The 19227-nt window shown below is 70.5% G+C and carries 16 protein-coding genes and 1 riboswitch; of the genes, 8 read left to right on the forward strand and 8 right to left on the reverse strand.

Annotated features, from left to right (window positions below; translation table 11 throughout):
• The 3 genes from ABZ714_RS15310 to ABZ714_RS15320 form a co-directional block, all read right to left on the reverse strand.
• Positions 1–831, reverse strand: coding sequence for a carbohydrate ABC transporter permease (locus ABZ714_RS15310; RefSeq protein WP_358825689.1), 831 nt, complete (start codon positions 829–831; stop codon positions 1–3).
• Positions 828–1808, reverse strand: coding sequence for a sugar ABC transporter permease (locus tag ABZ714_RS15315; protein ID WP_358825690.1), 981 nt, complete (start codon positions 1806–1808; stop codon positions 828–830). Before ABZ714_RS15315 ends, ABZ714_RS15310 begins: the two co-directional genes overlap by 4 nt.
• Positions 1809–1897: 89 nt before the next feature.
• Positions 1898–3178, reverse strand: coding sequence for an extracellular solute-binding protein (locus ABZ714_RS15320; protein WP_358825691.1), 1281 nt, complete (start codon positions 3176–3178; stop codon positions 1898–1900).
• A 389-nt stretch (positions 3179–3567) separates the two neighbouring features.
• On the opposite strand from ABZ714_RS15320, the gene ABZ714_RS15325 reads away from it, so the two are divergent.
• The 5 genes from ABZ714_RS15325 (at position 3568) to ABZ714_RS15345 (ending at position 10536) form a co-directional block, all read left to right on the forward strand.
• Positions 3568–4332, forward strand: coding sequence for a GntR family transcriptional regulator (locus ABZ714_RS15325; RefSeq protein ID WP_358825692.1), 765 nt, complete (start codon positions 3568–3570; stop codon positions 4330–4332).
• A 566-nt stretch (positions 4333–4898) separates the two neighbouring features.
• A riboswitch (cobalamin riboswitch) is annotated at positions 4899–4970 on the forward strand.
• Positions 4971–5142: 172 nt separating this feature from the next.
• Positions 5143–7554 carry a ribonucleoside-diphosphate reductase subunit alpha gene (locus ABZ714_RS15330; RefSeq protein ID WP_358825693.1) on the forward strand — a complete coding sequence of 804 codons (2412 nt, stop codon included), beginning with the start codon at positions 5143–5145 and terminating at the stop codon, positions 7552–7554.
• 110 nt (positions 7555–7664) lie between these two features.
• On the forward strand, positions 7665–8621 hold the full coding sequence (locus ABZ714_RS15335; protein WP_358825775.1) for a ribonucleotide-diphosphate reductase subunit beta: 957 nt from the start codon (positions 7665–7667) through the stop codon (positions 8619–8621).
• 186 nt (positions 8622–8807) lie between these two features.
• Positions 8808–10019, forward strand: coding sequence for an amidase domain-containing protein (locus ABZ714_RS15340; RefSeq protein ID WP_358825694.1), 1212 nt, complete (start codon positions 8808–8810; stop codon positions 10017–10019).
• A 52-nt stretch (positions 10020–10071) separates the two neighbouring features.
• Complete coding sequence (locus tag ABZ714_RS15345) at positions 10072–10536, forward strand: hypothetical protein (RefSeq protein ID WP_358825695.1); 465 nt, start codon at positions 10072–10074, stop codon at positions 10534–10536.
• 97 nt (positions 10537–10633) lie between these two features.
• On the opposite strand, the gene ABZ714_RS15350 is transcribed toward ABZ714_RS15345, so the two are convergent.
• Positions 10634–12064, reverse strand: a complete 1431-nt coding sequence (locus tag ABZ714_RS15350) for an amidase (protein ID WP_358825696.1) — start codon at positions 12062–12064, stop codon at positions 10634–10636.
• Positions 12065–12189: 125 nt separating this feature from the next.
• On the opposite strand from ABZ714_RS15350, the gene ABZ714_RS15355 reads away from it, so the two are divergent.
• The 3 genes from ABZ714_RS15355 (at position 12190) to ABZ714_RS15365 (ending at position 13946) form a co-directional block, all read left to right on the forward strand.
• The gene (locus ABZ714_RS15355; RefSeq protein ID WP_358825697.1) at positions 12190–12810 is read left to right on the forward strand and encodes a TetR/AcrR family transcriptional regulator; all 621 of its coding nucleotides are present in this window, start codon (positions 12190–12192) and stop codon (positions 12808–12810) included.
• An 88-nt stretch (positions 12811–12898) separates the two neighbouring features.
• Positions 12899–13765, forward strand: a complete 867-nt coding sequence (locus ABZ714_RS15360; protein ID WP_358825698.1) for a helix-turn-helix transcriptional regulator — start codon at positions 12899–12901, stop codon at positions 13763–13765.
• Positions 13752–13946: a DUF397 domain-containing protein gene (locus ABZ714_RS15365; protein WP_358825699.1), complete on the forward strand. Its 195-nt coding sequence runs from the start codon at positions 13752–13754 to the stop codon at positions 13944–13946. Before ABZ714_RS15360 ends, ABZ714_RS15365 begins: the two co-directional genes overlap by 14 nt.
• A gap of 76 nt (positions 13947–14022) precedes the next feature.
• Here the strand turns inward: ABZ714_RS15365 and def are convergent, their stop codons facing one another.
• The 4 genes from def to ABZ714_RS15385 form a co-directional block, all read right to left on the reverse strand.
• Positions 14023–14655 (reverse strand): peptide deformylase, encoded by a 633-nt coding sequence (def, locus tag ABZ714_RS15370; protein WP_358825700.1) that lies wholly within the window; start codon positions 14653–14655, stop codon positions 14023–14025.
• Between the two features lie 167 nt (positions 14656–14822).
• Positions 14823–15830 (reverse strand): hypothetical protein, encoded by a 1008-nt coding sequence (locus ABZ714_RS15375; RefSeq protein ID WP_358825701.1) that lies wholly within the window; start codon positions 15828–15830, stop codon positions 14823–14825.
• A 230-nt stretch (positions 15831–16060) separates the two neighbouring features.
• Entirely contained in the window at positions 16061–17563 is a 1503-nt protein-coding gene (locus tag ABZ714_RS15380) for an HD domain-containing protein (protein ID WP_358825702.1), read from the reverse strand.
• Positions 17560–19053 (reverse strand): HD-GYP domain-containing protein, encoded by a 1494-nt coding sequence (locus tag ABZ714_RS15385; RefSeq protein ID WP_358825703.1) that lies wholly within the window; start codon positions 19051–19053, stop codon positions 17560–17562. Before ABZ714_RS15385 ends, ABZ714_RS15380 begins: the two co-directional genes overlap by 4 nt.
• Positions 19054–19227: the final 174 nt, after the last annotated feature.

Below are 19227 nucleotides of genomic sequence, written 5' to 3' on the forward strand. Positions count from 1 at the left end.
TTATCCCTTCACCGCACCGTCGGAGAGCCCGCTTACGGCTCCGCGCTGGAGGTAGAGGAAGAGGAGCAGTACCGGAATGGCGAAGAGGGACGACGCCGCCATGGTGGCGCCCCAGTCGTTGCCGAAGACGGACTGGAATCCGGAGAGCCAGAGCGGCAGGGTCTGGTACTCGACCTGCTTGTTGAGGACCAGCACCATCGGGAACTCGTTCCAGGCGGTGATGAAGCCGAACATCGAGGTCGACATCAGACCGGGGGCGAGCAGCGGGAAGATCACCTTGATGAACGCCTGGCGGCGGGAACAGCCGTCGACCATGGCGGCCTCCTCCAGCTCCCTGGGCACGGCGGCGACGAAGCCGCGGAGCGTCAGGAGGGTGAAGGGGAGGATCATCACCATGTAGAAGATCGTCAGCGGGATCAGGCTGTTCAGCATGTCGGCGTCGCGGACGATGAAGTAGATGGAGATGACCATCACTTCCCAGGGCGCCATCTGGGCGATCATGAAGCCGATGATGAAGCCGCGCCGTCCCTTGAACTTCATCCGGGCCAGGGCGAAGGACGCCGCGAGGGCGATCATCAGGGAGAAGATCACCGCGAGGAGTGTCACGGTGAACGAGTTGGCGACGAACGTCCAGAAGTTGTCCGCGTCGAATGCCGACTTGAAGTGCTGCGTCGTCGGTTCCAGCGGGATCCACACCGGGGTGTCGGCGACGATGTCCGGCGTCTTCTTGAATGCCGTGGCGAACATCCAGTAGACGGGGAAGGCGAAGAAGGCGACCAGGAGTACGGCGGTCGCGTTGGGCCAGAAGCGGCCGAACAGGGAACGCTTCATCGCACGTCCTCCTCTTGCTTGAGCACGATCCGGAGGTAGTAGGACGTCAGGAACAGCATGATCACGATGGTGAGCATCGCGATGGCCGCGCCCATGCCGTAGTGCTGGTTGCCCATGCCCTCGATGTAGGCGTAGACGGGGAGGATCTCCGTGAGCCGGTCCGGACCGCCACGGTTGATGTTGAGCACCTGGACCAGGGCCTTGAAGACCCAGATGATCTCCAGGAAGGTGGTGGCGTAGAGGAAGGGCCGCAGGAACGGCATGGTCACCGAGGTGAACTGACGCCAGCCGTTGGCGCCGTCCAGGGCGGCGGCCTCGTACAGCTCCTTCGGGATGGTGGTCGTCGCGGCGTAGAGGGAGAGGGCGACGAACGGGATCGACTGCCAGACGATCAGCAGGGTGATCACGAAGAAGGTCGACATCTGGGTGCCGAACCAGTTGTGCTCGGCCATCCCGTCGAAGCCGAGCTGTACCAGGACCCAGTTGACGACACCGAAACGCTGGGCGAAGAGCCACTGGTAGACGGTGGTGGAGGCGACGACGGGCATGGCCCAGGCGAGCACGAGCCCGATCATCAGGGCGAAGCGCATCTTCTTGCCGAGGCGGGCGAGCAGCAGACCTACGAGGGTACCCAGAACCATGATCAGCAGAACGTTGACGCCGGTGAAGGCGATCGAGCGTCCGGTGACCCGCCAGAATTCCTCGCCGGTGAGGATCTCCCGGTAGTTGTCGATGCCGTTCCACTCGGTGAGACGCTGGATCAGCTGTCTCATATTGAGGTTCTGGAACGACAGAACTCCGTTGTTCACCAGGGGCCACCCCAGGAAGACCAGGGTGACGGCTACCGCGGGAAGCAGCAGCAGATAAGGAACGAAATCGCCGGCTCTACGCGGCGCTTTGGGCCTGCCCTTGCCCTTGACCGGAGGGGTGGGTACCTCCGCGGGGCCGGAAGGCGCCCGTTCGGTCTGCACGGTCATGCTCGCCATCTCTTCACTAGGCGCTCGGGGGACAGCAGTCGGCGGCCGGGGCAGGGCCGTGAGACCCCCGCCCCGGCCGCCGGATTCGGTTACTGCTTCTGCGACAGGCGCTTGTTGAAGTCGCCCTCGACCTGCTTGGCGGCGTCCGCCGGGGACTTACCGCTCACCACGGCGGTGAGGTAGGCCTTGATCGGGTTGGGCTCGTTCTCGACCGAGGCCCACTCGGCGATCAGCGGGGTGGTGCCACCGAACTTGGCGGACGGCGCGGCGGCCTCGGCGACCGGGTTGCCCGTCAGGTTGGAGTTCAGGGACTCCTTGTTCGGGATGACGCCGCTGGCCTTGGCCAGACCGCCCTCGTACTTGTCGGAGAGCAGCAGCTTCAGGAACTCCTTGGCGAGCGCCTTGTTCTTGCTGCCCTCGGCCACGGCGACGTTGGAGCCGCCGAGGAAGACACCCTCGGGCTTGTCCGCGGTCTCACCGGGGATGGTGAAGTAGCCGAGGTCCTTCTCGATGGCCGGGTTCGCCTTGATGGCGGTGGCGCCCTCCCAGCCCATGCCGATGAAGGCACCGACGTTGCCCTTGGCGAAGACGTCGGCCTGCTGCGGGGTGGCCTCGTCCTTGTCCTTGGGCGCCTTGGAGTACGCCTGCATCTTCTTGTATTCCTCGGCGGCGGCCTGGACCTTCGGGTCAGCCAGGTTGGAGACCCACTTGTCGCCGTCCTTCTTGACCAGCTCGCCACCCTGGCCGATGACCAGACCGACGAAGTGGTACCAGTTCTGGCCGGGCAGGTAGATCGGCTCCTTGCCCTTCGCCTTGATCTTGTCGAGCGCGGCGTAGAACTCGGCGCGGGTCTTCGGCGGCGCGGCGATGCCGGCCTCGGCGAAGACCTTCTTGTTGTAGACGACGACGCGGTTGGCGAAGTACCAGGGGGCGGCGTACTGCTTGCCCTCGAAGACGGACGCCTTGTTCAGGGTCTCGGACCAGTCGGCGCCGATCGCGGACTTCACGTCACCCAGGTCGGCCAGACCGCCGGTCTTGGCGTACGCGGGGGTCTGGGTGTTGCCGATCTCGAAGACGTCCGGCGGGTTCTCCTCGGAGAGGGCGGTCGTCAGCTTCTGCTGAATACCGTTCCACGCCTGCTTCTCGTACTTCAGCTTGGCGCCGGTCTTGGCCTCGAACTCCTTGGTGAGGTCGGCCAGCCACTGGTCCGGCGTGGAGCCGTCCATGGCCCAGAAGGTCAGCGTCTGACCCTTGTAGCTGCCGTCCTTACCGGGGCCGCCCTCATCCTTCTTCTTGTCGTCCGAGCCACATGCGGCAACACTGACCAACATGCCCGCGACACCGATCGCCGCGATGAGCTTGCGCTTCACGCCACCCTCCTAAGGGATGCCTGCCACCCCGCCCACCACGAAGCGATACGGGAAAAGTACTGCCTGGGGCTGGGACCTGGTCTTTAATGGTTTAGACCAGTACCGGGAGCTTGGCCTAGACCTTTGAGGCTGTCAAGGCTCGATAAACCTGCCTGTCCAGTCCGTTATCGGACCGACATCTGGGCACGATCCGGGCAGTCTTGAGGGCCCTACTTGGACTAGACCAACCCTAGTCCCCTCGGTGTATAAGAAGCAGTGGTGTCCACCTGGAGACAGAAACCAGGAGGGAGAGGGTCACTCCCCGGGACCGGCCCGTGCCACGATGTGATCCGCTACAGACGGAGGAGCCGGTGACGGCAGCGCAGCAGTCGGGAACGGGAAGGCGGGCCATGACGACGGACGGGGTGGTTGCGGAGACCGAGGCGGGAGCACCGACCCGGACCGCGCGCGTACCCAAGTACTACCGCCTCAAGCGGCATCTGCTGGATATGACGGAGACCCTTCCGCCCGGTACGCCCGTACCGCCGGAACGCACCCTCGCGGCCGAGTTCGACACCTCCCGCACCACGGTCCGCCAGGCGCTCCAGGAACTGGTCGTCGAAGGCCGGCTCGAACGGATCCAGGGCAAGGGCACGTTCGTCGCCAAGCCCAAGGTGTCCCAGGCGCTCCAACTGACCTCGTACACCGAGGACATGAAGGCACAGGGCCTCGAACCCACCTCCCAGCTCCTCGACATCGGGTACGTCACCGCGGACGACACCCTCGCCGGACTGCTCGACATCTCCACCGGCGGCCGGGTCCTGCGGATCGAACGGCTCCGGCTGGCCAGCGGCGAGCCGATGGCGATCGAGACGACGCATCTGTCCGCGAAGCGCTTCCCGGCGCTGCGGCGCAGCCTCGTCAAGTACACGTCCCTCTACACCGCCCTCGCCGAGGTGTACGACGTCCACCTCGCCGAAGCCGAGGAGACCATCGAGACGTCTCTGGCGACACCGCGGGAAGCCGGGCTGCTCGGGACGGACGTGGGCCTGCCGATGCTGATGCTCTCGCGGCATTCGCTGGACGCGCAGGGGGAGCCGGTGGAGTGGGTCCGCTCGGTGTACCGCGGCGACCGCTACAAGTTCGTCGCCCGCCTCCGCCGCCCCCACGACTGACGCCGCCTTCTTACGGCACCCGCGCCCCTGAAGCCTCCCTTCAGGGGCGCGCGCCTTTCCCCGCCCCGGGCCCCGCGCCAGGCGCGCCTTCGGCGGTGGGAGCGCAGCCCCGTCTCGTGCTCCACCCGGGCCGCGCCCGGCGACCGAGGCCTTGTCCGCGGTCTGCGGACCGCCTGTGGCTTGTCTCGCAGTTCCCCGAGCCCCTCGACGCTCTCCTGAGCACCGCCCTTGTGGAGAGGAGGGCCCTCCTCTCCACAAGGGCGTTCAGGAGGGCAACCCAGGGGCGCGGGGGAACTGCGCGAACGGCCACGACGGCGCCGCGCCCGGCAAACGCCGCCCGCCCCGCCGGGCAGTGTCCATGGGCGGCCTCACGCCGCCGTGGGCGCCTCGCGCAGTTCCCCCGCGCCACCTGAAAGCACCTCCCCGCAGGGGAACGGCAAGCGGCGCAAGGGACCCGCACCGCATCGCCGCCCGCAGGGGACCCGCGGCGCGCGACACAACATGTGGGGGCTACGCCGAGGGCCCGCCCCCACATGTATGCTCATCTCGCTGTCGTCGCAGAGGAATCCGGTGCGAATCCGGAACTGTCCCGCAACGGTGATCTTCGGCATGCTTTGTCATGCCGCAAGCGAGTCCGGCCGTCTGCCGACAGTGCACCCGGTCGTCCGACCCGGTGCCCAGACGTCCGGGCCTCGTGGTTGGGCCGGTGGACGCCGTCGCGTGTCGCCCGCCGGACGAGGCCGGGACCGCTCCGGCCTGCCGCCGTGCCTCTCGCCACCGGTCCGTGAGCCGAGCGAGGGAGAGCTCCACGTGACCATCGCGCCTGCCGATCCGGCTTCAGGCATCGCCGCCCCGGCGGTGTCCGCGCCCGAGGACGGCCCGGGGACCGCGTTGCTGCGGACCCTGACCGATCTCACCGCCGATCTGCCGGACACCGACCCCGGCAGGGTCGCCGCCGCCGCGCTCCGCGGCCGGCACCCCGGTTCGGACGCGGCGGAGCTGCGGCAGCTGGCCACGGACGCCGCCGCCGGGCTGATCTCGGAGGACCCGGCGTACTCCCGGCTGGCGGCCCGGCTGCTGACCCGGACGATCGCGGACGAGGCCGCCGGTCAGGGCGCGGTCTCGTTCTCCGCCTCGGTGGCGGTGGGCCACACGGAGGGCCTGATCGCGGACCGTACGGCCGCTTTCGTGGCCCGTTACGCGGACCGGCTGGACGCCGTGATCGACCCGGCGGGTGACGACCGGTTCGGCTACTTCGGGCTGCGTACCCTCTACAGCCGGTATCTGCTGCGCCATCCGATCACCCGGCAGGTCGTGGAGACCCCGCAGCACTTCATGCTGCGGGTCGCGTCGGGGCTGGCCGAGGACGACAGCGTCCGCGCCCTGGACGAGGTCGTGGCGCTGTACGGGCTGATGAGCCGGCTGGACTACCTGCCCTCCTCCCCGACTCTCTTCAATTCGGGCACCCGGCATCCGCAGATGTCGTCCTGCTATCTGCTGGACTCGCCGCTGGACGAGCTGGACTCCATCTACGACCGGTATCACCAGGTCGCCCGGCTGTCGAAGCACGCGGGCGGGATCGGGCTCTCGTACTCCCGGATCCGGGCCCGCGGCTCCCTGATCCGGGGCACGAACGGCCACTCCAACGGCATCGTGCCGTTTCTGAAGACCCTCGACGCCTCGGTCGCGGCGGTGAACCAGGGCGGTCGGCGCAAGGGCGCGGCCGCCGTCTATCTGGAGACCTGGCACGCGGATATCGAGGAGTTCCTGGAGCTGCGGGACAACACGGGCGAGGACGCCCGCCGCACCCACAACCTCAATCTGGCGCACTGGATCCCGGACGAGTTCATGCGCCGGGTCGACGCGGACGCCGACTGGTCGCTCTTCTCCCCGGCCGACGCCCCCGAGCTGGTCGATCTGTGGGGCGACGAGTTCGACGCCGCGTACCGGGCGGCGGAGGCGAAGGGCCTGGCACGCAAGACGATGCCCGCCCGGGAGCTGTACGGGCGGATGATGCGGACCCTGGCCCAGACCGGCAACGGCTGGATGACCTTCAAGGACGCCGCGAACCGGACCGCGAACCAGACCGCCGAGCCGGGCCACACGGTCCACTCGTCGAATCTGTGCACCGAGATCCTGGAGGTCACGGACGACGGGGAGACCGCGGTCTGCAATCTGGGCTCGGTCAATCTGGGTGCCTTCGTCGCCGGTGACGACCTCGACTGGGAGCGGCTGGACGCCACGGTCCGGACGGCCGTGACCTTCCTCGACCGGGTCGTGGACATCAACTTCTACCCGACCGAGCAGGCGGGCCGCTCCAATGCCCGCTGGCGGCCGGTGGGCCTGGGCGCGATGGGTCTCCAGGACGTCTTCTTCAAGCTGCGGCTGCCGTTCGACTCGCCGCGGGCCCGGGCGCTGTCGACCCGGATCGCCGAGCGGATCATGCTGGCCGCGTACGAGGCGTCCGCCGAGCTGGCCGAGCGGCACGGCACGTTCCCGGCGTGGGAGAAGACCCGGGCGGCCCGGGGCGTCTTCCACCCGGACCACTACGGTGTCGAGTCGGCCTGGCCGGAGCGGTGGGCGGCGCTGCGCGAGCGGATCGCGGTCACCGGGATGCGCAACTCGCTGCTGCTGGCGATCGCGCCGACCGCGACGATCGCCTCCATCGCGGGGGTCTACGAGTGCATCGAGCCCCAGGTCTCCAATCTCTTCAAGCGGGAGACGCTGTCGGGTGAGTTCCTTCAGGTGAACTCGTATCTGGTGGCGGATCTGAAGGAGCTGGGCGTCTGGGACGCCCAGACCCGGGAGGCGCTGCGCGACGCCAGCGGCTCGGTCCAGGGCTTCTCCTGGGTCCCGGCGGAGATCCGGGAGCTGTACCGGACGGCGTGGGAGATCCCGCAGCGGGGGCTGATCGACATGGCGGCGGACCGTACGCCCTATCTCGACCAGTCGCAGTCGCTGAACCTGTTCCTGGAGACGCCGACCATCGGGAAGCTCAGCTCGATGTACGCGTACGCCTGGAAGCGGGGTCTGAAGACCACGTACTACCTGCGGTCCCGGCCCGCGACCCGGATCGCCCGCGCGGCGACGGGCTCGACCGCCGCCACCGCTCCCGTCCCCTCCCCCGCTTCCTCCCCTTCCTCCGTACCGGCGCAGGTCACGCCCGAAGAGGCGCTCGCCTGCTCCCTGGAGAACCCCGAGTCCTGCGAGGCCTGCCAGTAATGTCCGAGACCACCACCACCGGAACCGCCGCCGCGACGTCCACCGCCGCCGCGACCACCCGCCGTACCCAGAATCTGCTGGACCCGGGGTTCGAGCTGACCCTGCGGCCGATGCGCTACCCCGACTTCTACGAGCGGTACCGCGACGCGATCAAGAACACCTGGACCGTCGAGGAGGTCGACCTCCACTCCGACGTCGCCGACCTGGCCAAGCTCACCCCCGGTGAGCAGCATCTGATCGGCCGCCTGGTGGCGTTCTTCGCCACCGGTGACTCGATCGTCGCCAACAACCTGGTGCTCACCCTCTACAAGCACATCAATTCCCCGGAGGCGCGGCTGTATCTGAGCCGTCAGCTCTTCGAGGAGGCGGTGCACGTCCAGTTCTATCTGACCCTGCTGGACACCTATCTCCCCGACCCGGAGGACCGCACGGCGGCCTTCGCGGCGGTCGAGAACATCCCCTCCATCCGGGAGAAGGCGCAGTTCTGCTTCCGCTGGATGGACCAGGTCGAGAAGCTGGACCAGCTGGAGACGAAGGCCGACCGCCGCCGCTTCCTGCTCAACCTGATCTGCTTCGCGGCCTGTATCGAGGGCCTGTTCTTCTACGGGGCCTTCGCCTACGTCTACTGGTTCCGCTCGCGCGGTCTGCTGCACGGTCTGGCGACCGGCACCAACTGGGTGTTCCGTGACGAGACCATGCATATGAACTTCGCCTTCGAGGTCGTGGACACGGTCCGCAAGGAGGAGCCGGAGCTCTTCGACGACGAGCTGCGGCAGCAGGTCACGGACATGCTGAAGGAGGCCGTGGAGGCCGAGCTGCAGTTCGGCCGCGACCTGTGCGGCGACGGTCTGCCGGGGATGAACACCGAGTCGATGCGCGAGTACCTCCAGTGCGTCGCCGACCAGCGGCTGGTCCGGCTGGGCTTCGCGCCGGTGTACGGCTCGGAGAACCCGTTCTCCTTCATGGAGCTCCAGGGCGTCCAGGAGCTGACCAACTTCTTCGAGCGCCGCCCGTCGGCGTACCAGGTCGCGGTGGAGGGCTCGGTCGGCTTCGACGACGACTTCTGAGCCGTACAGCCCCACCTAAGGTTGAAGGCGGAAAAAACCCTCCCCGGCATCGCGCCGGGGAGGGTTTTTTCAGCCGGGAGCCAGCCATTCCGCCGAACGGAACCGGCCAGGCATCAAGTGATACTCGGCCTTCGACCGGCCTTTCCCTAGGTTGATCATCAAGAACTCCACATCCCTGGAGGGTTGATGAATTCACGTACCACCGTTCTGCGTACGGGTGTCACCGTCGCGGCGATCTCCACCGCATTGGTCGCCGCCACGATCGCTCCCGCAGGCGCTCAGCCGACACCTGCCCCACCCGGCGCGAGAGCCGCTCTTTCGGCTACCGAGACGGCCGAGGTCAAACTTATCGCGGAGAATTACCTGCATACCCGGGCCACCATGGTGACGACGGCGAATCCCCCCGCCGCCCGTACCGCGAGGGCGCTGAACGCGGTTTCCGCGCCCATGGCGAGCCGGATCAGTTCGGAATTCGACGCGCTGCGGCAGAAGTCGGCCCGCTATGTGGCCGCGGACGGCGGCTACACCGGGGCGGAGGTGGCGGTCGCGGTCACCGGGACCGCCACGGACGGTGTCACGGCGACCGTCGACATCGACGAGTCCACCAGGCTCAGGAACGCGGTCACCCCGGCCGAGATCGCCGAGGGCGCTCCCGAGTTCGAGGAGTTCGTCCTTCCGCACACCCTGACCTATCACCGGACGGCGGACGGCTCCTGGGCGCTGGCCTCGGATGTCGCCCATCCCGGGGACGGTCCCACGCCCAGCACCCTGGTGACGGCGCAGCCCGTGGACGCCGTCCCGGCGAACCCGGACGACTGGGGCCCGTCGGAGGAGCCCGAGGCGCCCAAGGACGCGCTGTCGTCGGAGACCGCGCTGCCGCCGAACTGGGGCGTCGAGATCCTCAAGCCGAACTTCGGCGCGGCGTACGACTACGACAAGATGGTCACCTACGCCAATAAGCACTGGAAGAACTACAACGGCAGCTACCGTAAGTACAGCCAGGACTGTACCAACTTCGTTTCCCAGATCATGCGGGCCGGCGGCTGGGGCGAAACCGGCAGCATCATCAATCGCAAGAAGAACAAGGTCTGGTTCTACGGCGACTACAACTGGAGCACCAGTTACACCTGGGCCGGCGCCGAGAACTGGTACTGGTTCGCCAAGCATCATTCCAAGCGGACCAAGATTCTGGACAATATCTGGAAGATGGCCAAGGCCGATGTCCTGCAACTCGACTTCCAGGGCAACAACAAGAATATCGACCATACGATGTTCGTCACCAAGACCAACCGCGGCAAGATCTATATGACGTACCACACCACCAACACTCACAATAAGAGTCTGGCCAAGATCGTCGCCGACTATCCGCGCGCCAACTACTACGCCCACCGCACCTGAGCCGCGCCTGAGATCATCGAAGGCCCATAGTCGGCCGGACCCGGGAGAGACGATGCGACGCGGTGGAACACGATGGGCCAAGCCCCTGCTGGCCCTGACGACGGTGGCGATCGCGACCCTGACGACGGCCTGCGGGAGCGATGACGACGAGCCCCGCGCCCCCGACGAACGGGGCGCGCGGGCCGCGCTCCATACCTATGTCGACGCGCTGAACGCCCGGGACCCGGCGGCCCTGATGGAGATCGGGGGCGTACCGGCGGACCGGGAGGCCGAGCGCGAGGCCGCGCGGATCCTCAAGGAGCGCGGCGGCAAGGGCCTGACCGTCGAGCGGGTCGACATCGCCTTCGACTTCGGGCCCGATGTCGGCTCCGCCCGGCTCACCACCAAGGACCGGAGCGGGGCCACCGGCGCGGAGACGATCACCGTCAGCCGCGACGGCGGGCCGTGGCAGGTCGCGGTCTTCTTCGACCGCCCGGGCGGCAACAAGTCGGAGTCGTCGTCGGTCGAACGGCCGTAACCCGGCCCCGTACGACCGCGTACGACCGCGTACGGCTTGTGTACGTCCACCGGGCCCGGCGCCGCCGCCGGAGAGCGGGGGTGCCGGGCCCGGTTCGTCATCCCCGGGGGTCGACCGGTGTCAGTACCCCGAGCCGGTCCTCGACCGCCTGCCCGGCGGCCAGGCACAGATCCTCCCGGAACGCCCGGCCCACGAGCTGGACCCCCGTCGGCAGTCCGGCCGTGACCCCGGTGGGCACGGCGACCGCGGGCACCCCGACGAAGCTGGTCACGGCCGAGAGCCGGAGCGCCGTCGCCACCCGGTCGCGGCCCGCCCGGTCCCGGGACTCGATCCCCGGTTCGACCGGCGGTTCGGTGAAGACCGGACCCAGGAGCAGCGGATACGTATCGAGGAACTCGGCCCAGGCCCGGCGGATCGTCAGCCGCAGGCCCAGCAGCCGGACCAGTCCGGCGGAGTCGGCGGGTTCGACCCGCTCCATGGCCATACCGATATAGCGGTCGCCGCCGTCGCCGAGGAGCTGCCGTACGAGCGGCCAGGCGGGCGCGAACTCGGTGACCGTGAGCCGGTCGTACGCGTCCATCGCCTCCGCGAACAGCGGCAGTCCGGTCACCTCGTGGACGTCGTAGCCCGCGTCGCGCAGCGCGTCGGCGGCCGTCGCGATCGCCCCGGCGACCACGGGATGCACCCCGAGACCGCCGGGGTCGGTGACGACGGCGACCTTCACCGGGCCGGGGAGCGGTTCGCCGTACGGCGGTACGGGCACGGCCCGGGGATCGCGCGGGTCCGGCCCGGCCAGGGTCTCGTACGCCAGCCGCAGATCGGCGACCGAGCGGGCCAGCGGGCCGTCCGTGACCAGGACCTGCGACGCGGGCCCCGGATCGTCGGGGCCGATCACCCGGGGGTCGGCGGGGAACCGGCCGGGCGTCGGTTTCAGCCCGGTCACCCCGCAGAAGGAGGCGGGCAGCCGGACCGAGCCGCCCGCGTCGTTGCCGAGTCCGATCGCGGCCATCCCGGTGGCGACCGCCACCCCGTCGCCGCCGCTGGAACCCCCAGGCGTCCGGCCCGGGTCCCACGGGTTGACGGTGTCGCCGAAGAGGGCGCTGCGGCTGTGCATCCCGGCCAGGACCAGGGTCGGCATATTGGTATGGCCGACCGGTACGGCTCCGGCGGCGCGCAGCCGGGCCACCGGGATCGCGTCGGCGGGCGCCACGACGTCCCGGAACCGCTCGACGCCGAAGGTGGTCGGCACCCCGGCGACCGGTGTCGTCTCCTTGACCGTGAACGGCACCCCGGCCAGCGGCCCCGGGTCCTCGCCCGCCGCGATCCGGCGGTCGATCCCCGCGGCGGCCTCCCGCGCGCTCTCCGCCATGAGCTGGGTGACCGCGTTGACCCGGGGGTTGACCTCGGCGATCCGGCCGAGATGGCTCTCCGTCAGCTCCGCCGCCGTCAGTTCGCCCCGGCGCACGGCCGCCGCCTGCCGCCCGGCCGTCAGCCGCCACGGGGCGGTGTGGTCGTCGTCGTACGACACCGTTCTCGTCCTCCAGGACCTTGTTCCGATGCGCTTGCATCGGAACCGTATCCTGATACCGATGCAACCGCATCGGAATACTGCGGGAGCCCGCGACCGGGCCGATCCAGGGGGTTCGAGAAGCCATGCCGAGAACGGTCGACACCGAGGCCAGGCGGCGCCGGATCGCCGACGCGGTCCGCGCGCTCGCCGACGAACACGGCCTCGAAGGGGTGACCCTGCGGGACGTCGCGGCCCGCGCGGGTGTCTCCATGGGAGCCGTCCAGCGCTGCTTCCGCACGAAGGACGAGATGCTGAGGTTCGCCCTCACCGAGGTCGGCGAGCGGATCGGGACCCGGGTCCGGGCCGGGGCCGGCATCCCGTCCGCCCCGGGGTCGCTGACCGGCCTCGCCCGCGCGGTCACCGAGGTCGCCCTGGTCGACCCGGCCGACAGCGCCGACGCCCGGGTCTGGCTCTCGTTCGTCGCCCAGGCCGCTGTCACCGACTCCCTCGCGGCCGTACTGCGCGCCGACTACGCGGAGTTGGAGGAGCTGTTCGTCCGGCTGCTGCTCCGGGCGGCCGGACCGGACGGGGACCGGGAGGCGGAGGCCGTACGGGAGGCCCGCGCGCTGCTCGCCCTCGCGGACGGCCTCACCATGCACGTCCTGGTCGGCCATCGCACCTCGGAGGAGGCGGGAGAGGTCGTCCGGACCCAACTCGCGGCCCTGGAAAGCAGGTTCATCACCCACACGAGTGGTTCCGAGTAAACAAACCAGCGGCATCGGCGGCGAGCGTAATCTCGGAACGCATCAAGACTCACGGTAATCACTCGAGCACGTCGAGGAGTTGGTTCCGATGTCCGCCGACGACACCGAGAACACCGAGAACGTCAGCAACGCAGATGCCGAGCCCGTGGATACGCCGAGGACCCCGTACGGAACGGAGCTGCGCCGCCGCCGGCTCGCCGCGGGCCTGACCCAGCAGGTACTGGCCGACCGCGCGATCATGACACGTACGCACATCACCCATATCGAGGCGGGCCGCCGGAAGCCCTGCGTCCAAGACGCCCGCCGACTGGACGAAGTACTGGAAACAGGTGGGGTGTTCGTCAACTTCCTGCCGACGCTGAATCTGCGCAAAGTCGCTATCCACTTCGAGGCGGCCCGCCACTTCGAGCAGATGGCGAACATGATCCGGGAGTACGGCGGCCCACTGATCCCCGGCCTGCTCCAGACCGAGGGATACATGCGGGCGATCTTCGACTCGTACTTCCCCGTCAGAGATGCCGAGGAGTGCGACGAGGCGGTCACCGCCCGGATCGACCGCGCCCAGGTCTTCAGCCAGCCCCTGATGCCCAACTACATGGTCCTGCTGGACGAGGCAGCGCTACGACGAGAGATCGGCGGTCGCGCTGTGATGGCGGAGCAGCTCCGCCATATCGCCGAGCTGGCCGAGCGCAAGCGCATCCGCGTCCATGTCCTCCCGTTCGACGTGGGCTGCCACGCGTTGGTGCAGAGCAACCTGACGCTCATGTGGTTCGAAGACATGCCCCCGGTCGCTTACGTGGAGGGGCTCCACACCGGGAACTTGATCGATGAGGCTGGCCTGGTACTCCAATGCCAGACCTCCTACGATCTCGCCTTGGGGGATGCGCTGTCGCACGAGCAATCCCTGGCCCTGATCAGGACGATCGCAAAGGAACACGAGGATGATCCGCACTGACGCACCGGTCTGGCGCAAGTCCAGCTACAGCGGAGGCGCAGGAGACAACTGCGTCGAGGTCGCCGACAACGTTCCTGGTGCGGTCCCCGTCCGCGACTCCAAGACTCCCGGCGGACCCGCCCTCAGCTTCGCCGACCCCGCCTGGGCCGCCTTCATCGGGATGGTCAAGCACGACGGCTGAACCGGCACGCCGTACGACAAAGGGCCGCCCCCTGCCACGGGGGGCGGCCCTTTCGTCGCGTACGCGCGCGTACGGCTCAGTCGTTGGCGACGACCGGATAGCGCGGCGTGCCTTCCTCCATCTGCCGGAGCGCGTCCTTGCGGTCCCGCTTGGAGAGGCGGTCGATGTACAGCCGGCCGTAGACGTGGTCCGTCTCGTGCTGGAGGCAGCGGGCGAAGTAGCCCGTGCCCTCGACCCGGATCGGGTTGCCCTGCGCGTCCCGGCCGCTGACCACCGCGTAGTCCGGGCGGGCCAGGGCCGCGTACGCCGTCGGGACGGAGAGGCAGCCCTCGTTGGACTCGTCCAGGACCCGGCGGTCGGCGGGCAGTTCCTCCAGCACCGGGTTGATCACATAGCCCACGTGCCGGACGCCGTCGTCGTCCGGGCAGTCGTAGACGAAGACCTTGGCGTCCACGCCGATCTGGTTGGCGGCGAGGCCGACCCCCTCGGCGGTCCGCTGGCTGGCAAACATGTCGTCGATGAGTTGCGCCAGTTCGCCGTCGAAGGCGGTGACGTCCCGGCACTCCCGGTGGAGAACGGGGTTGCCGACGACCGTGATCGGACGGGACGTGCCCCGCTCGCGGTGCGCCAGCTCGCGCGCCTCGGCGTCCTCCGTGTCATTGATGAACTCGTCGACGAGCGACTGGTCCGTGTCCTGCTGCGACGCCATGTGTTCCTCGAAACCCCGGGTAATCGTTCGGTGACTGGCCGAGAGGCGCCGCGCGGCGGGCGCGGGCCCCTGCGCGGGCATCCGCGCACGTACAGACTACGGCCCGGGGCCGGGCCGGGGCCCGGTGATCGTGCCGGTGGCCGGATCCGGCGGGCCCGGCGGGCGGCTCAGCAGACCTCTTCGAGGTCCCGCCACTCCCGGCTGTCCGGGCTGTCGGCGACCCAGCCGTCGAGCAGCCCGCGCACCAGTCCGGCCGGGGCCGCTATGCCGCACTCGCGTTCGGGGGACCAGAGGTCGCCGGAGGTGCGGTGCCCCAGCGGGCCCGGGTGGCCCGGCTCGCTGTGGTCGTGCGGGTCGAGGTGTTCGCCCTCGCCCTCGGCGCTGGGCATGGACCCCTCGGAGCAGGTCCGGCAGAGCAGCCGTACCGACGACGACCAGTCCTCGGCGGCGTAACCGGCGTCCGACGCCAGCCGCTCCAGCGCGTCCCGGTCCTCCTCGGTCCCGGCTTCCAGCAGAACGACCCAGGTGGGGACGGGTGAGGGGGCCCACAGCTCGATCTCGTCGAAGACCGGGTAGGAGGGGCCGGCGGCCGTGGTCCGCTCCCCGTTGGGGACGCCGTCGTGCAGGACGACCTCGCCCCAGCGGCGGCCGGACGACGGCAGCGGCACGGAGAGGACCTCCATCCGGGCCGGGTCGAGCCTGCGGCCCCAGACGACTTCGGCCTCGCCCTCGGGCGAGAGCCGGACGGCCGCGCTGCCCAGCGCCATGCCGACGGGTTCGGTCGCGGGTCCGAGCGACGCGCCGCCGCCGATCCGCGCCCCGCCGCCGGGCACCTTCAGTCCGTACGCCTGCCAGGCGCGGCGGGCCAGCGGCCAGTCCTGGAGGGCCGTCGCCGCGATACCCACATTCCACCAGTCCGGGGCTCCGGTATCGCGGTCGAGCAGGGCGACCGCGCGCAGTCCCGCGGTCCTCGCCTGCTCCCAGTCGTGCCGGAACTTGTGCAGCAGCGCCAGGTTGAACCAGGACTCGGAGAGCCAGGGCTCCAGATCGGCGGCCCGGGTCAGCAGGGCGCCCGCGTCCTCGTACCGGCCGTCGCCGATCAGCGTGAACGCGCGGTCGGTGGCCTGCCGCCACGAGGCGGACGGCCGATGCCGTACCTTCCCGAAGATCTTCACGATTCCCGCCTGCCGGTCGCTCGGGACAGTTCCCCCGGACGTGCTGTCTCGTTCCGGCCCCGCCGGACGCCGCCGGGGCGTCTCCCGCGGTGCCTGTCGTACCTTTCCGTACCCGTCAGTGCCGGTCCGTACCTGTCGGTGCCGGTCCGCCGCTCCTTCCCGCTCGCGCTGCCGCTCCCCCTCTTCGCATCCAACCATGCCGCACCTGAGGCCCGCTCATTACCCGTGGGTTACCCCGGATGGTCCGGGGTAACGGGCGGGTGTTCCGCCCCCTGTCCCCGGCGGCGCGGCGAGGCCCGCAGGCCGCCGCCCCGCCCCAGGACTCCGGCCAGCGCCTCCACGACCTCGGGCTGATGGTCGCGGCCGGTGCCGAGCCGGAGCCGTTCGAGCGCGTCCAGCGGGGTCACCGGACGGCGCCCGCCCGGTCGCGGGCCGTTCTCCCTTCCGGTTCCCCCGGTCAGATCGTCGTATGCGTTGACGGTCCGGACGATACGGGCCGTGAGCGGCTGATCGCGGTACGGATCCGCCTGCCGTTCCACCACGACGGCGACGGCCGACGGCACCCCGGTCTGCCGGACCACCGCACCGCCCAGCAGGGCGATCCGGCGCTGCTCGGGCGCCGGGAGCGGGGCGGTGGCGCCGTCCGGTACCGGGTCGACGAGGGAGAGCTGGCCGATGTCGTGCATCAGGGCCGCGTACTCCAGGACGGTCAGATCGGCGCCGCCGAGCCCCAGCTCGCGCCCGACGGCGACGGCCAGATCGGCGACCCGGCGGGCATGCCCGGGCGGGGTGTATCCGGCGACCTCGGTGGCCCGGGCCAGGGACGCGATGGTCTGGCGGTAGGTCGTCTGCACGGCCTCGTACCGGCCGAGGGAGAGCTGGGTGAGCAGCAGCGGCAGACTGAACACGGGCAGCGCCCACAGTCCGGCGACGGTCACCGAGAGCGCGATCACCACACCGGTGGCGCAGACCGCGGAGCCGATGCCGGGGAGCGCGCGGAGTTCGTCGCGGAGCAGGGGCCCGTACGGGAAGCCGGTGCGCGAGCCGCGTACCGCCGCGCGCAGCACGCTGTCGCAGAGCGCCGTCAGCATCAGCAGGACCAGCATGGCCAGGGCGTACAGGGCGCCCGCGTAGTGGTCGGCGGGCGGTCCGGCGGCGTACAGGGGCTGGAAGCAAACGGCGGCGAAGGCGGCGACGAGGACCCGCCGGGCGAGATGGTCCGCCAGTTCGGCCCGGGAGGGCGCGGGGGTGCGGGCGGGGGCACGCGGACCCGGTCCCGCGCCGTGGCGGCGGAGGGGCCGGGGCCGACAGGGCAGCCGGGCCCGGCAGGGCAGGGATCCGGCGAGGGTCGCGATCAGGACCACACCGACGACCTGGAGCGTGCCGGGGGCCGTCATCCGCCCGGCGCACTCGCCGAGGAGGGCGTAGCCCAGCACTCCGGCCGCCCCCAGGGGCGCCGGGTCGCGCTCCCCCGACCCGGAGGGCTGCCGGGCGGCCTCGCCGACGGCGATCAGCAGGCCGAAGCCGAGGGCGATCGCGAGGTGGTGCACCCCGTTGACCGCGATACTCGCCAGTCCGGCGGCGCCGAGCGCCCCGGCGGCTCCGTAGACGACCGCCCCGGGCCCCGGCCGGGGCCGCCACCGCCGGGGTCGGGACCGGGCGGGGCCCGGGGTGCCTTTCCCGGGGCGGCGGCGGGGCGGCGGAACCGGGCGGAAGGCGCGGCGGGCACTCATCGGGGGCCGTTCCCGGGCGCCGGGCCCGTACCGCCACCGCCGTCCGGTGCCGGGGGTGCGGCGGACCGTTTCGGCCGAGTGGCGGGGGCCGCGTCCCGGGGCGGAGGTACCGGCTCCACCGGGCACGGCGGCAGCGGCTCGTCCGAGGTGACCGAGGTCTGCCAGCCGTACCGGGACAACGCGCCGGCCAGCGCCGTCACCATCCGTGGGTCGAACTGCGTCCCCGCGCACCGCTCCAGCTCCTTGAGGGCCACCGGCACCGGGCGGGCCCGGCTGTAGGAGCGGGTCGAGGTCATCGCGTCGAAGGCGTCGGCGACCGCGACGACCCGGGCGGACTCGGGGATCCCGTCCCCGGCGAGCCCGCACGGATAGCCCGTCCCGTCGAGCCGTTCGTGGTGGTGCAGGATCGCCTCGCGCGCCTCGCGGAGGAAGCCGATGCCCCGGGTGATCTCGTGCCCGTACTCCGGGTGCAGCTCGATGATCCGTCGCTCCTCCGGCGTCAGCGGGCCGTCCTTGCGCAGAATCCGGGTCGGGACGCCCAGCTTGCCCACGTCGTGCAGGATCCCGGCCAGCCGGATCGCCTCCCGCCGGCCCTCGTCCATCCGCAGCTCCATGGCGATCAGCGCCGCCGCGCGGCCCACCCGCTCGCCGTGCCCCCGGGTGTACCGGTCCTTGATGTCCACGGCCTGGACCAGGGCCCGGATGGTGGCCCGGTGCGCGGCGGCCTCCCGGTGGTACTGGGCGAACAGCCAGCAGGAGATGTGGATCGGCAGCAGGACGAAGACCGCCGAGCCCGGACCGTACGGGCTGCGCCACAGGACCGCCATCACCAGCCCGGCCAGTCCGTGCACCAGATACGGCAGCGCGGCCGTGCCGACCGGGCCGCCGGGCGCTCCCGGCGCCCCGGGTCCGCCCCGGCCGCCCGCCAGCCGCCAGGCCCGGCGCGGCGGCAGCCGTTCGGCGGTGAACAGGATCCCGGTCTCCAGCAGGCCCAGCACCACGCAGAAGGCCAGGGCCCCGGCCGCGGCGGCCAGCAGGGCCTGCGGAAAGTCCGGCGGGGCGCGGTCGACCCCCAGGAGGCGGTACGTCCCGGCCGCCGCCCAGGTCGCCAGGGCCAGCCGGGCCGCCGCCCAGATCCGCCGCAGCCCGACCGGACGGCGGCGGGGCCGGGCCAGCAGCGCGCCCGGTACGGGGACGAGGGCCGCCGCGGCCGGGGGGAGCAGGAACGCGGCGGCCAGCAGGACCGGGAAGAAGGACCCGGAGCGGACCGCCGCCGGGATACGGCGCCCCTTGTCCTGGGAGTCGCCGGGGTCGGGGGAGCGGCCGGGCAGCTCGCAGAGCGCGTAGAGCCCGGCGAGCAGGGCGGCCGTCGACCAGGAGATCGGTGCGAAGGGGCCCGGTGGACCGGGCAGGGCGGGCAGCGCGCAGCAGAGGGCGCCGAGCGCGACGGTCAGCACATAGGCGTGCGCCGCCGCCGGTACGGACCTCACGTCCGCCCCACCCCTTCCTCGTGCTCCGCGTGCTTCCGGTGCACCCGGGCGTCACGCTAACGAGCCGTGGAAGAGGGGGTGACGGCCGATCCGACGATTCCCGCATCCGGGTGAATCCGGGGCGGTGACCGCACGGCAGCGGCAGAAATATGGCCTCCCGCCCGGGCCGTGGCA

This window comes from Streptomyces sp. NPDC006798, assembly GCF_040635975.1.
Lineage (GTDB): Bacteria > Actinomycetota > Actinomycetes > Streptomycetales > Streptomycetaceae > Streptomyces.